Origin of the sequence: Superficieibacter sp. 1612_C1, assembly GCF_015234305.1 — a bacterium.
GTDB lineage: Bacteria > Pseudomonadota > Gammaproteobacteria > Enterobacterales > Enterobacteriaceae > Superficieibacter.
This window is the reverse complement of sequence record NZ_JADGMI010000003.1, coordinates 190,222-203,623: the sequence shown is the minus strand read 5'-3', so window position 1 is coordinate 203,623 and position 13,402 is coordinate 190,222. Positions and strand designations below refer to the sequence as shown.

Here is a 13,402-nt window from a genome sequence, read left to right as displayed (position 1 = left end):
AATTGCGATCTAAATCAAATTTAACAACTAAAGATAAAAAAATTATCGCCGAAATAACATTACACCAAAAAATTAACATCCAATTACATGCAAAGGATGCAGCTATGTCTACCTCTTCTGTTGTTACCCAACGTGAGCATCTTCTGGACGACAACACGACATTAATGTCCACCACCGATCTGCGCAGTATTATCACTCACGCCAATGATACTTTTGTTCAGGTCAGTGGGTTTTCACTTCAGGAACTGACGGGGCAACCGCATAATCTGGTGCGTCACCCGGATATGCCCAAAGCGGCATTTGCTGATATGTGGTACACGCTACAGCAGGGCGAGCCGTGGACCGGCATCGTCAAAAACCGCTGCAAAAATGGCGACCACTATTGGGTGCGGGCTAACGTGGCACCGATGGTGCGCGACGGTAAAATTACCGGTTACATGTCGATTCGTACAAAAGCTCAGGCGGATGAGGTGGCTGCCGTAACGCCGCTGTATCAGGCGCTGAAAAGCGGACGATGCAATAAGCGGATCTATAAGGGAAGGGTTATCAATAAAGGCATCACCGGGCGGCTGAATGCCCTGCCGCTGCGCTGGCGTGCGCGTAGCGTGATGACGGTCCTTTTTCTGGCGCTCGCGGGCGCGTTGATTGCCAGCGGTGCGCCACCGTGGTCAGTTTTCTACAGTGCTTTGCTGGTCATACTGGGCTGCGCCTGCTTTGAATGGCAGATTATCCGGCCAGTGGAAAAGGTTGCACGCGAGGCGCTGAGCGTGGCAACCGGTGAAAAAAGCAGCGTTGAGCCGTTTCATCGCAGCGATGAGTTAGGATTGACCCTGCGTGCCGTCGGACAGCTGGGACTGATGAGCCGCTGGCTGATGAACGATGTCGCCAGCCAGGTGGCCAGCGTGCGCAATGACAGCGTCATAATGGCAAAAGGTAATGATGAACTGAACGAGCGCACCCGGCAAACGGTGGTGAACGTCCAGCAGACGGCGGCGACCATGAGCCAGATGGCCGCGTCAGTGCAACAGAACTCCGCGACAGCCGCTGCCGCTGATAAACTCTCCAGTGCTGCCAGCAGTGCCGCGACCGACGGCGGTAAGGCGATGGAAACGGTGGTGAAAACCATGGATGAGATCGCCAGTAGCACTCAGCGCATTGGTTCCATCACCACTCTGATTAACGACATTGCCTTTCAGACCAATATTCTGGCGTTGAATGCCGCCGTCGAAGCGGCGCGCGCAGGCGAACAGGGCAAAGGTTTCGCGGTGGTGGCGGGCGAAGTGCGCCATCTGGCAAGCCGGAGTGCCAACGCCGCCAACGATATCCGCAAGCTGATTGATGCCAGCGCCAGCAAAGTGCAATCCGGTTCCGATCAGGTCCATGCCGCCGGACAGACTATGGAAGACATTGTGTCACAGGTGCAAAACGTTACCCGACTGCTCGGCGAAATCAGCAGTTCGACCGCCGAACAGGCAACGGGGCTGGCCGATCTTACCCGCGCCGTGGCGGAGCTGGACGCTATTACCCAGAAAAACGCCGGGCTGGTCGAAGAAAATGCCGCCGTTTCGGCAATGGTAAGGCATCGCGCCAGCCGTCTGGAAGATGCGGTCACCGTCCTGCATTAATCCAGCTGGGAGATCTCCAGCGCCGCGCGGTCAATAATGCCGATGATGTGCTTAAGCTGCGCGGCGTTGAGCTCTCCCTGATTCACTTTTAAGTCCAGCACGGCCTTAAAGTTATCTATCGCACGTTTCATCTGCGGATTTTTGCGCAACTCATAGCCGACGCAGCGCGCTTTGATCCGCTCATGGATCTGAGCCAGCTGCTCGCGATTCCTCTCCAGCCACTGCTGGCCCATCATGGTAATAGCGATTTTTTTACGTCCGCCGTCTTCGTCGGTGATGGTAATCAACTGCTGATCCTGTAACAGGTCGAGCGTCGGGTAAATCACTCCCGGACTTGGGACATAATTACCCAGCGTCAGATTTTCAATCTCTTTGATGATCTCATAACCGTGGCTGGCGTTACGCCGCAGCCTGTCGAGGATCACCAGCCGTAGTTCACCGTGACCAAAGAAGCGCTGGCGGCGTCCGCCGCCGCGCGCGTGAGGATGCTGTTCGCCATCCTGAGCAACGTGTCGCATAAAAACTCCTTACGTATTTTGATATATCTAATTTATATCTAATATGGGTTTCAATGCAAGACTAAAATAACCCATCGTAATAATTTTAATGGCTTTTTAAAAGGATCAGAAACGCTGCCTTTGTATATCAAAAAACGCTTGATTTTTTGCTAACTAACAATCATTATCATTTAAAAATAAGATTAGATATATCGGAAATTCACAAAGGGTTAAATTATGAGCGAAAAATCTCCTTATCCCCGACGCGTGCGCAATGAACTGCGTTTTCGCGAACTTGACGTGCTGCGCGTCGAACGCATCAGCACAGGCTTTCAGCGCATCGTGCTGGGCGGCGAAGCGCTGGACGGTTTCTCTTCACAAGGGTTTGATGACCACACTAAAATTTTCTTCCCGGCGGAGGGGACGCGTCTGCTCCCTCCCACAGTAACGGATGAAGGCATTATCTGGGCCGATGGCGTGCGTCCTGCCGCGCGTGATTACACGCCGCTCTACGATGCTGAGCGTCATGAGCTGGCGCTGGATTTCTTCATCCACGCGGGCGGCGTGGCGAGCAGCTGGGCGGCTAATGCCCGCGTCGGAGATACGCTAACGATTGGCGGGCCGCGCGGATCGCTGGTTGTGCCGGAGGATTATGCCTGGCAGCTCTACGTCTGCGATGAGTCCGGTATGCCAGCCCTGCGTCGTCGGCTGGAGGGGTTACAGCGTCTGACCCGGCGTCCGCACGTTGAAGCGATCGTCAGCGTGAACGATGCGGCGCTGAAAGAGTATCTGGCGCATCTCGCCGATTTCAACATCGAGTGGATTATCGGTCACGATGAGCAAGCCCTTGCGGCGCGTCTGGCGCAGTTCACGGTTCCGCGTGACGATTACTTTATCTGGCTGACCGGCGAAGGCGAGACGGTGAAAAAGCTGTCGACGGTATTTGATGCTCAGGATCCTGACCCGCAACGGATACGCAGCGTAGCCTACTGGCATAAAAAAGGGGAATAGCGTGTCAGCCCCGCAGGGCTGACCACGGCAGGATCACAGCATTTTGGCGGAGAGATCGCGGCAGGCGTTCATAATCAACCGGGAGATTTCAGCGATCTTCTCTTCGGGAAGCTGAAGCTGCACGCCGCACGCGCTGATCGCCGCAATAACATTATGTTTGTGATCGAACACCGGCGCGGCGATGCAGAACACCCCAGGACAATCTTCTTCGTTATCATAAGCCCAGCCCCGGTTTCTGATGCTGGCAAACTCCGCCATCAAATCACTTTTTTTGGTGATGGTGGTGTCGGTGTAGCGGGGCAGGTTTTCATCCGGCAGCAGCACATCAATTTTCTCTTCCGGTAACCACGCACACAATGCTTTACCGACGCCAGAGCTGTGAAGCGGTAATTTTTTCCCTTCCCAGGTGCGAATACCAATCGGATGGTTACTTTCCAGTTTCAGAATATAGATGGGAGAGAGATCGTCCAGCACGCCTAAATGGCAGGTGAGGTCGGTTTGATTACGCACTCTTTCCAGAACCGGCAGCGCAATATTACGAATATCGAACTGCTCAAGCGACTTATTACCCCACTCATACAGTTTAAGACCCAGATAAAAACGGCCTTTTTCCTGACGCAAAATGTGATGAACGGTGAGGGCGTTAAGCAGAGAAGAGGTGCTGCTTTTAGGTAAGGAGAGGTCCTGCTGGATCTGGCTGAAGGTCGCACCCGGCGAAGCAAAAAGATAGTTGCAGATCCTGATGGTCTTATCGAGTGCGGGAACAGAGGTGGTTGAATTTGATAGCATAATTAAGTTCAATAGCCAGCCAGAAGAATACGCAATATTATACTCCAATTGATGAGCATAGTTATACTGGCTTTAAACTCCTTTGCAATACGATTGATGGCCGACTGCGGACATTTTCCCGCAGTCGGTTAAAGCAGATAGTCAGTTTACCGGCAGGGCGTCGTAGTTTTTCCAGCGGTAGTTGAGGACGGAGACAATCCAGCAAACGATAAATATGCCAATGACCCAGAAACCCGCGTCACCTAAACTATCATTCATTGTATTAATCCATTCCCAGAATTTACCCTGCAAATTGAATTTATCAACCACTAAGCCTAATGCCTCCAGTCCGCCAATAAAGAGCGCAATAATGACCGATGTCCCGGTAATCGTCATATTATAGTAGAGCTTTCTTTGCGGCTTATTAAAGGCCCAGCCGTAGGCGTGGATCATCAGTAAATTATCAACGGTATCAATTAATGCCATGCCGCTGGTAAATAGCGCCGGGAAGACAAGAATCGCCCATATTGACATGCCGGTTGATGCGCCAGTGGCGGAAATTGCCAGCAGGCCCACTTCCGTGGCGGTATCAAACCCGAGGCCAAATAAAAAGCCAACGAAATACATATGCCAGCTTTTATTGACCAGCCTGAAGCTTCCGGCCATGATCCGGCTCATCAGGCCACCGGAGGCGAGGTTCAGCTCCGTTGAGGCCAGCGTTTGCCCCTGTTTCACCTTCTTGAAGCACTGCCAGACGCTGCGCAGGATCATCAGGTTAACCAGCGCCAGGACGATCAGGAAGGTAGCGGAAACCAGCGTACCGATAATGCCGCCATAATCATGCAGCCAGCCCATCTGCCGTTGAAAGGCGGTGGCAGTGACGGCAATCGCCACGGTGGCGAGAACCACGATGCTGGAATGCCCGAGCGAGAACCATGCGCCGACGCCCGGCGTATATTTTTTCTGCTGGAGCATCTTACGCGTTACGTTATCAATAGCCGCGATATGATCGGCATCCACCGCATGACGCAGGCCGTAGCTCCACGCCAGCAACGCGGATGCCATTAACGTGGTGTTATCGTGGAACAGATAAAAGGCCCAGATCCAGGAAAACAGGTTAGCCAGGACCAGCACGGCGATGAGCATAATAGCCCGAGGATGAAGTTTCATGGGATTGCTCCTCAGGTCGTCGCAAACTGGTGATAAATACGGATGGCTGCCGTGGCGGCACCGTAGCCGTTATCAATGTTCATGGTCATCACCCCACCCGCGCAGCTTGCCAGACAGGCGTTCAGCGCCACCTGTCCGCCAGCGGAAATACCGTAGCCCACGGAGGTGGGAACGGCGATCACCGGGGCGCGAACCAGCCCGGCCACCACGGTCGGCAGCGCAGCTTCCATCCCCGCCACGGCGATAATAATGTTGTACCGCTGCAACTGCGCCAGATGTTGCTGTAAACGCCATAATCCGGCAACGCCCAGATCCTGATGTAGCTGGCAGGCGATGCCATGGAAATTCAGCGTGAGCTGGATCTCTTCACAGACCCGGCGATCGGATGCGCCGCCGGAGATCACGCCGATGACGGCCTCAGCGGTGAGCGGCGGATTTTCACCGAGAATGGCGCACTGCGCCGTGGGAAACCAGTGCAACTGGTATTGATCCTGCTCATCGAGTTGCTGATACTTTTCAGGCGACAGGCGGGTCAACAGTAGTCGCTGCTGCCGCTGGCGGGCCATCGCCAGAATAGTGGCGATTTGATCGCTGTCTTTATATTCGCACAGCACCGCTTCGCTGATGCCGCAGCGCGCCGTGCGCTGGAAATCCATAATAATGTCTGTCATTGCCCCGCCCGCACACTCTTATCCCCGATAAACGCGCTGCCCTGCGTATAGGGGGCAAAACGCACCGGCGCATCAATGCCGCTTTCGCGCGCCATCGATTCGACGCAGGTAATATGGTCCGCTTTATTTTTCGCATCCAGCCCGTCGAGCGTCGGTCCAGCGAGTTCGACCACCAGCCCGTCTTTACGAATACGCAGGCGGACGGTTTGCTCAGGAAAATGCTGGCGCAGGTAGCTTTCCGCGCGGTCAATCAGAGAGAGCTGAGCGGTGTTGATGCGGATCCCGGTTTCAATCCGGCTCGACAGGCAGGGAGACGCCGGGAGATCCTGGAGATCGACAAGCCGAAAATGGGCGGCAATTTGACGGATCGTGGCTTTATCTATCTGGCATTCAACGTAAGGGTGGCGCACGCCCTGCTCCTGAGCGGCAATCAGCCCCGGACGGAAATCACCGAGATCGTTCATGTTGGTGCCGGTCATGACGTGGCCGTGGTTGAATTTTCCCAACTGGCAGTAAAGGCCGCTTTTGCAGTAATAGCAGCGGTTTAACGGGTTACTTTGATACATTTCCTGGTGGATTTGATCGGAGACGATCTCCTGATAATTCCATTGCCAGCGCGCGGCATAATCGCGGACCCGGCTACCGTCTTTTTGCGATACGGCGGGTGACGTAGCGTGAACAATCAGCGCGTTATCGCCCAGGCAGCGACTGGCTATCCATGACAGCAGCATACTGTCGATACCGCCGCTGACGGCTATCGTACAGCGTTCGGTTGCGCGCAGACACGCTTCTAATAGCGAAATTTTATGGAGAATTTCCCGATCTGTATTCACGTTATGACCTTATTTGCTGACGAGATGATTTTCTATTGTGGCTTTAATGCCCTGGCGCTGATGATGGCTCTGCGAAGAGAGGCACAGGCTGTCAGCCTCGACTTTACAGCTCTCTTCGCCATTAGGACGACGTGCGTATTTCACCGGCCATTCTTGCTGTTCGTGGGTAATCACGTCATGACGACGCGGCAGGGTGTAGCGGGTAACGGGATGAAAACGCACGCCCAGCGTCGAGGTCTGGTTAAAAATGGCCTGGCACACGTCATCCAGCTGCGGTGCCCGGCAGAGGATCTCCAGATGAGTGACCCAGCGCTGTTTTTTGCCTTGCCCGGCGTAGGTGGTCAGGTCGATAACCGCCTCATGTTGACGTAACTGATCGATGGCGATAGCCAGTAGTTCCGGCGTCATATCGTCAATGTCGCACTGCACTGCGATAATGCTCTCCTGTTGCAGGGTAGCGTCGCACTGGGTAAACGCGCAGACGCGCAGGACGTTGGCACACTGGGCAAACTGGCGGTTGCCGAAGCCATAGCCGGTAGCGCTACTGCTGCCGTGAACTGGCGCGAAACGCGGCTTAAGCCACGCGAGGATGGCGGCACCGGTAGGCGTGATCCGCTCGCCGGGCTGGCCGTCGTCAAACCATGAAAAGCCGTCGAGCAGGTTAAGCGTGGCTGGCGCAGGGACAGGAATTTTGCCGTGCGCGCAGCGGGTCATTCCGCCGCCCCACGGCAGGGAAGAGACAGACCAGCTAGTGGCCTGACTGTGATGAATAAGAAAAGCGGCGCTGACGATGTCAATTAACGCATCGGCTGCGCCCACTTCATGCAGATGTAATTGCTCAAGGCTGGTGTTGTGAACGGCACACTCGGCCTGAGCCAGCAGGGTATAAATCTCCCTGGCACAGCGGGCGATATCGTCCGGCAGTGCAGCCCTGTCGAGGCGCTGCATCACATCCTGCCAGCGATAGTGGTGATGATCGTGAGCAGCAGGAGCCAGCACACCCGATGGCCGTCTGGCGGGGGTAAAGACCAGATGCGTTTTATCGCTCACCACGCTATTACCCATAACGACCTGAAAACGCTTGCCGGTTAACCCTTTGTCCATCGCGTCTTCCAGTAGGAAGCTCGCGTTAAGCGCAAGCGTTAAGCCGGACAGCATCTCCTCAAGCGGTAAGCGGAGGTCGGGGAACGCATCCAGCATTGCGGCGGCAAACATATCGCCGGCAATCCCGCCAATAACATCAAGGTGAATATGCATCCTGGTGCTGCTCACGAATTAATACTCCTGAAAATCTTATTTATTTGTCTGCGTGCTCAATTGAGCGGAACCCTGTTTACCCAGCGCAATAATTGCCAGCGCGCCCAGCACGACAATAGAGCCGATAGAGACTAAACCTGCCGCCGGAGAAGCAAAGATCGTTTCAGCGTGTACGCGAATAAGCGGTGCGGCAAAGCTGAAAAATGCGCCAAACATATTAATAAAACCGATACTTACTGCCAGTGCACTACCGGAAAGCAGGCTGGTCGGGATCGCCCAGAATACCGGCTGGCAGGCGAAGAACGCCGTTGCTGCCAGGCACAGCGCAATAATAGCGGCGTAAGGGCTTACAAAAGCAGAAGCCATTAATGCCAGACCACCGATGCAGAAGGTAATTGCTGCGATTTTACGACGTTCCTGAATTTTGTCTGAATAGCGCGGAATAAAGAACGTGCCGAATAATGCACACAGCCAGGGAACCGCGGTAATGACGGATGTCATGAAATTCACCGAGCTGCCCATAATTGACGCAACCTGGGTTGGCAGGAAGAAAATCAGGCCATATACGCCGCACTGGATGGTGCCGTAAATCACGGCCAGGTGCCAGACGCGCGGGTTTTTCAGTGCCTCACCAATGGTGGCGCTGGATTTGCTGCTTTCCTCTTTTGCCAGCTGCTGTTGCAACGTTTCGCGCTCTTTAGCATCCAGGAAGCGGGCATGGGCCGGGGTATCGTCCAGATAGGAGAACGTCCACGCGCCTGCGGCTACCGCCAGGATACCTTCAATAACGAACATCCAGAACCAGCCCGGATGGCCCAGCCAGCCGTGAAGCTCCAGCAGCGCGCCGGAAAGCGGAGAGCCAAAGGCCATTGCCAGCGGAGCACCCATATAAAACAGGCCCATCACGCTCGCACGGTTCGCCTGTGGGAACCACTGGGAGGTGAGGTAGATCATGCCCGGGAAGAAGCCCGCTTCGGCAATCCCTAACAGAACGCGTACCGTCAGGAACTTCGCCTCGCTATCGGCGAAACCCATCGCCACGGACAATGCGCCCCAGACCAGGGTGGTCATGCCGATCCAGCGGCGGGCACCAAACTTACGTAAGCAGAGGTTAGCGGGTGCACCGAGGAAGGCGTAGACCACAAAGAAAAGCCCTGCACCCAGCGCATAGGCTTCATTACTCAGGCCGATATCAACCTGATAGGTTTCTTTCGCAAAACCGATATTGGAACGATCTAAAAATGCCAGAATATACAGCATCAGCATAAAAGGAATAAGCCGCCACTTCGTTTTACTGACAATAGCAGGTAGAGCTGTGGATATTGACATAATGACTCCTGTCGTATAAATAATTTCCCGTCAAAAGGGGTTTTTTAATAATTAATGATGCTTATCTTTTCCTGAAATATTTCCCAGATCGACGAGGTTGTCCTGTTCATCAAACTGGAACTGCGCCGGGCCAGAAATAATTTCTATATTTTCATTTTTCATGGCGTCGTCGAGCATGTTGGCCGAAATATACATATCGTCGATATGTAACGTATTGGCGATACGGACCATGCGGATTTCAGTACGGCCATCCAGAATAATGCAGGTTTTCAGCGCGGCCTGAATCGCTTCTTTATCGGAAGAGAGGATCACGGGCACAAAGCCGTCACGGGCTAAACGTGAGGTAATAACGTTCGGATAGGTTTCCTGCAAATCGACTTTATCAAACAGACGCTGGGTACAATAATCGGCCCAACCCATGCCGGTGGCATTGCCGCCACTCTGCTCATGCAGGTCAAGGACCGCAATACGATCCGGACGGATGGAGGCGATTGGCTCCACGTAAGGTGTCGGTGCGCGCCCCATGACGTGACCGTCCATGCCGCCGCCGGAGTAGATTTTGCCCATCAGGTCGATAATTACCACGTCCACATTTTCGAACATAATGCGTGGGAAGTAGCTTTTGGATTCGGCCAGCAGCGCTTTTTCACGCTCTTCCAGGCGGTCTGCCGGAATAGCTTCGATTTTAACCACTTTGTCGTAGGCGTTTTCAATGGTGCCCACGCCAAATAAAAAGGGCGTATTGGCAATTTTAACGCGCGCCATATCAAGGATATTTTTCGCCATATTGCCGAAACCATACGTATGGCAGGCGTCCGCCCCTTCCTGCTTACCAAAGCCGATGGTGATCATTTTCAGAATGCCGCTTTCCATTGGCGCAGTGAAAGCGTTATGCGCTTTGATACGGTTGATGGCGATAATACCGTCGGCCTGCATGGCATTTTTATCCATCAGGACGTCCAGTCCATTTTCTATCTCGCCAACTTTCACCGTTTCCATGGAGGAGCGAATTTCACAGCCCAGCGTGGCTTCCGTAATGCCGAGATTTTCCAGTACGTGCAGCTGACCCGCCGCGGTAGCGCCGCCGTGACTGCCCATCGCCGGAACCGCAAAAGGATGCGCGCCTAATGCTTTCAGTTCTGCAACGACCGCCCGGGCAATTTCAGCGATTTTATCCACGCCGCGACTTCCCACGCCCACGGCGATGGTCATACCGGGTTTAATGGTTTTACGAATATCCGGATGGCTAAACTGCTGGTGAATCGTCAGCGGAATATCCGTTATTTCTTCCGGGGAGGGAAAATGCTGTTTTATTTTCACCATATCCGGTAATGGCACATCCTGTAATAATTTTTTGACGAATGACATAGTCGTAGTCCTTGTAAACTGGAAATGTATAAAATGAACGCTGATCGGCATTCACTCGATCTGATCACAGTGAACGTCAATAAAATATGCAGCTTATTCTTAGGGTAAAATGAGGCGGCCATACAAAAGACCTCCTCATTGTATTTATACGTTACCGATTAATTCCGGTAATATTACATAATGGCGTTCATGGTCCACGGCACAAATTCCAGGCCGCCGTAGCCAAATTTTTCGCTTTTTGTTTTCTGCCCGGACGCCATTGCCAGCACCAGTGCGTATAAACGCTCGCCCGCCTGAGCAATGGTTTCTGTACCTTCGGCCACGTCGCCACAGTTGTGGTCCATATCTTCCTGCTGACGCTGCCAGAGCGCATTGTTGGTGGCGATTTTCAGGGTCGGCGTAGGCTTGCTGCCAAAGGCCGATCCGCGACCGGTGGTGAAGCACAGGAGGTTTGCGCCACCGGCGATTTGGCCGGTTACTGCCATCGGGTCATACCCTGGGGTGTCCATAAAGACCAGGCCTTTCGCCGTCACCGGTTCAGCATACTCGTACACTTCGACGAGGTTTGACGTGCCGCCTTTCGCGATGCCGCCCAGTGATTTTTCCAGCACCGTCGTCAGCCCGCCCTCTTTGTTACCGGCAGAGGGGTTATTGTTCATCTCGCTTTTGGTTCTGGTGCAGTAATCTTGCCACCACGCAATACGGTCAACTAATTTCTGGCCCACTTCTGGCGTCACTGCCCGGCGGGTTAACAGGTGTTCCGCACCGAAAATTTCTGAGGTTTCGGAAAGGATTGCGGTGCCGCCCTGCTGGACGATTTTATCCGCAACGTAGCCGAGTACCGGGTTGCCGGAGATCCCTGAGTAGCTGTCTGAACCGCCGCACTCCAGCGCGAGGATAATTTCGCTGACCGGCACTGGTTCACGCGTCACGCTATTGGCTTGCGGCAGCATGGCATTAATGATTTCAATGCCTTTATCGATGGTTTTCTGGGTGCCGCCGGTTTGCTGGATGGTCATGCTGTGCAGCAGTTTGCCTTCTTCAAGGCCCTCCGTGCGGATCAGATCTTTAATTTGGTTGGATTCGCAGCCCAGGCCGATGATCACCACCCCGGCGAAATTAACGTGCCGTGCGTAGCCGCTTAGCGTCCGGCGCATAACGGTCATGGTTTCGCTGTCAAAACCATATGCGCAGCCAAAGCTCTGGGGCAGGGCGACGACGCCATCGACATTCGGGAAATCATCCAGGCCCACTTTTTTGTAGTGATCTTCAATGGCGCGGGCAACGGTGGCGCTACAGTTAACGGAGGTCAGAATACCGATGAAATTGCGAGTCGCCACGCGGCCATCAGCGCGGCGGATGCCCATAAAGGTGTCAACATGATCCGCTTTGGGTAATTCAACGGTATCCACACCAAACGCATAATCGCGGGAAAAATCACCCATGCTTAAATTATGGGTATGGATATGGTCGCCTTCTTTAATGTCTCTTGACGCAAAACCAATGATTTGACCGTAACGTTTTACCGCATCGCCAGCGGCAATATCGTGGAGGGCGATTTTGTGTCCTGCCGGAATATCCTTATTCACGGTAAGATTTTCATGCGGCAGGAAGGTCTCTTTCGCTACCGGAAAGCGTGCAACGACAACATCATCATTGTCGTTAATTTTAATGACTGGATAAGGTGTGTTCATCGTCATGGGTCCCTTAGTTTCCTGTTTTTTCAGGCTACAGGCGATGCTGTAGCCTGAAAGACGCAGAGCATATCGTCCGATGGCTTACTTAATGATGCCTGCTGAGCGCAGGATTGATTTTGCCTGCTCTGTTTTTTCTGCCGACAGTTTTTGCGTTGGCGCGATGACCTCCGTTGAAATATCGGTGCCTGCCGCTTTGATACACTCTTTAATGACGCCAAAAAACGGCGACTCTATAGCGTAAAGCGAAGACAATTTCGCCAGCGTGCGCTGCTTTTCAAACGCCTCTGCGTAATTTTTTTCGACAAACGCTTTATAAATACCGCCGGTAATATGCGGGGCAATGTTAAAGGTGGCCGGAATACCGCCGTGACCGCCAAGGATCAGCGTATCGAGCATATATTCGTCATAGCCGGAGAAAATAATAAAATCACGGCGGAAAGCATGAACGCGATTGATAATTTCACGGGTATGGCTGATGTTATCAATGGTATCTTTGATGCCCACGATATTAGGCACATCGCGCGCCAGGCGTTCGATAACCTCGAGGCCGATATCCTGACCGGTCAAGGCGGGGAAGTTATACAGTAAAACCGGCGTCTTCAGGCTTTCTGCAACCTTGCGATAGTGATGGTAAATAAAATCAGCATTTAAGACGGCATAATAAGGATTGACCACCAGAACGGCGGCGGCACCGTGTTCCTGCGCGTGCAAACCGTATTCAATCGTTTCATCGGTTCCCGGCGCGGCAATGCCAATCATCACCGGGACGCGGCCCGCGACGTGTTTCAGCGCAAACTCAGCCACGTCGAGACGCAGCTGATGGGTCATGTGGCAAAACTCACCGCCGCTACCGAGGATTAGCATGCCGTTAGCACCATCGTTGATGACTTTATCAAGCATGCGTGCCATGCCTTCACGGTCAAGCTGGCCGTCGCGGTTTACGATGGTGGGAACGGGCGGGAATATCCCTTTAAATTGATCAAGATTCATTTTTTAAACTGCCATCCTTGTTGTTCTGCATGGAGAACCGTTGTTCAGTGTCAGGAATTATTTACCTATTCAGAAATCGGTGCAATAGATATTTTGAACCGGGATGTAACGGAGGGTATTTATGTGATCTGCTCCACTTTATATAGTAGATGTTAATATTTTACGAATAATTAACTTTGATAATTC

At 53.2% G+C, this 13,402-nt stretch carries 12 protein-coding genes; 2 read left to right on the top strand and 10 right to left on the bottom strand.

Annotated elements, in window-relative coordinates:
* Positions 1-104 precede the first annotated feature (104 nt).
* Complete coding sequence (locus tag INT84_RS12110) at positions 105-1,625, top strand: PAS domain-containing methyl-accepting chemotaxis protein (RefSeq protein WP_194206992.1); 1,521 nt, start codon at positions 105-107, stop codon at positions 1,623-1,625.
* Here INT84_RS12110 and INT84_RS12105 read toward each other — a convergent pair.
* The gene (locus INT84_RS12105; RefSeq protein ID WP_194206991.1) at positions 1,622-2,143 is read right to left on the bottom strand and encodes a PadR family transcriptional regulator; all 522 of its coding nucleotides are present in this window, start codon (positions 2,141-2,143) and stop codon (positions 1,622-1,624) included. The two genes, INT84_RS12110 and INT84_RS12105, sit on opposite strands and share 4 nt — an antisense overlap.
* A 216-nt stretch (positions 2,144-2,359) precedes the next feature.
* Between INT84_RS12105 and INT84_RS12100 the strand changes: the two genes are divergently transcribed.
* Complete coding sequence (locus INT84_RS12100; RefSeq protein WP_194206990.1) at positions 2,360-3,133, top strand: siderophore-interacting protein; 774 nt, start codon at positions 2,360-2,362, stop codon at positions 3,131-3,133.
* 33 nt (positions 3,134-3,166) lie between these two features.
* On the opposite strand, the gene INT84_RS12095 is transcribed toward INT84_RS12100, so the two are convergent.
* The 9 genes from INT84_RS12095 to INT84_RS12055 all read right to left on the bottom strand — a co-directional run bounded on the left by INT84_RS12095 (position 3,167) and on the right by INT84_RS12055 (position 13,216).
* Positions 3,167-3,922, bottom strand: coding sequence for an IclR family transcriptional regulator (locus tag INT84_RS12095; RefSeq protein WP_194206989.1), 756 nt, complete (start codon positions 3,920-3,922; stop codon positions 3,167-3,169).
* A 141-nt stretch (positions 3,923-4,063) separates the two neighbouring features.
* Positions 4,064-5,086: a HoxN/HupN/NixA family nickel/cobalt transporter gene (locus tag INT84_RS12090; protein ID WP_370529675.1), complete on the bottom strand. Its 1,023-nt coding sequence runs from the start codon at positions 5,084-5,086 to the stop codon at positions 4,064-4,066.
* Positions 5,083-5,742, bottom strand: coding sequence for a nickel pincer cofactor biosynthesis protein LarB (gene larB, locus INT84_RS12085; RefSeq protein WP_194206987.1), 660 nt, complete (start codon positions 5,740-5,742; stop codon positions 5,083-5,085). The genes INT84_RS12090 and larB overlap by 4 nt, the downstream gene beginning before the upstream one ends.
* Positions 5,739-6,575: an adenine nucleotide alpha hydrolase gene (locus INT84_RS12080; protein WP_194206986.1), complete on the bottom strand. Its 837-nt coding sequence runs from the start codon at positions 6,573-6,575 to the stop codon at positions 5,739-5,741. The genes larB and INT84_RS12080 overlap by 4 nt, the downstream gene beginning before the upstream one ends.
* A 9-nt stretch (positions 6,576-6,584) precedes the next feature.
* On the bottom strand, positions 6,585-7,847 hold the full coding sequence (locus INT84_RS12075; protein WP_194206985.1) for a LarC family nickel insertion protein: 1,263 nt from the start codon (positions 7,845-7,847) through the stop codon (positions 6,585-6,587).
* A gap of 21 nt (positions 7,848-7,868) precedes the next feature.
* Positions 7,869-9,161: an MFS transporter gene (locus INT84_RS12070; RefSeq protein WP_194206984.1), complete on the bottom strand. Its 1,293-nt coding sequence runs from the start codon at positions 9,159-9,161 to the stop codon at positions 7,869-7,871.
* A gap of 51 nt (positions 9,162-9,212) precedes the next feature.
* The gene (locus tag INT84_RS12065) at positions 9,213-10,529 is read right to left on the bottom strand and encodes a lactate racemase domain-containing protein (RefSeq protein WP_194206983.1); all 1,317 of its coding nucleotides are present in this window, start codon (positions 10,527-10,529) and stop codon (positions 9,213-9,215) included.
* A gap of 173 nt (positions 10,530-10,702) precedes the next feature.
* Complete coding sequence (locus INT84_RS12060; RefSeq protein WP_194206982.1) at positions 10,703-12,223, bottom strand: UxaA family hydrolase; 1,521 nt, start codon at positions 12,221-12,223, stop codon at positions 10,703-10,705.
* 84 nt (positions 12,224-12,307) lie between these two features.
* Positions 12,308-13,216, bottom strand: coding sequence for a dihydrodipicolinate synthase family protein (locus tag INT84_RS12055; RefSeq protein ID WP_194206981.1), 909 nt, complete (start codon positions 13,214-13,216; stop codon positions 12,308-12,310).
* Between the last annotated feature and the right edge of the window lie 186 nt (positions 13,217-13,402).

Coding starts and splice junctions, on each gene's coding strand:
- INT84_RS12110 (WP_194206992.1), top strand. CDS start 105: ATGTCTACCTCTTCTGTTGTTACCCAACGTGAGCATCTTCTGGACGAC.
- INT84_RS12105 (WP_194206991.1), bottom strand. CDS start 2,143: ATGCGACACGTTGCTCAGGATGGCGAACAGCATCCTCACGCGCGCGGC.
- INT84_RS12100 (WP_194206990.1), top strand. CDS start 2,360: ATGAGCGAAAAATCTCCTTATCCCCGACGCGTGCGCAATGAACTGCGT.
- INT84_RS12095 (WP_194206989.1), bottom strand. CDS start 3,922: ATGCTATCAAATTCAACCACCTCTGTTCCCGCACTCGATAAGACCATC.
- larB (WP_194206987.1), bottom strand. CDS start 5,742: ATGACAGACATTATTATGGATTTCCAGCGCACGGCGCGCTGCGGCATC.
- INT84_RS12070 (WP_194206984.1), bottom strand. CDS start 9,161: ATGTCAATATCCACAGCTCTACCTGCTATTGTCAGTAAAACGAAGTGG.
- INT84_RS12065 (WP_194206983.1), bottom strand. CDS start 10,529: ATGTCATTCGTCAAAAAATTATTACAGGATGTGCCATTACCGGATATG.
- INT84_RS12060 (WP_194206982.1), bottom strand. CDS start 12,223: ATGAACACACCTTATCCAGTCATTAAAATTAACGACAATGATGATGTT.
- INT84_RS12055 (WP_194206981.1), bottom strand. CDS start 13,216: ATGAATCTTGATCAATTTAAAGGGATATTCCCGCCCGTTCCCACCATC.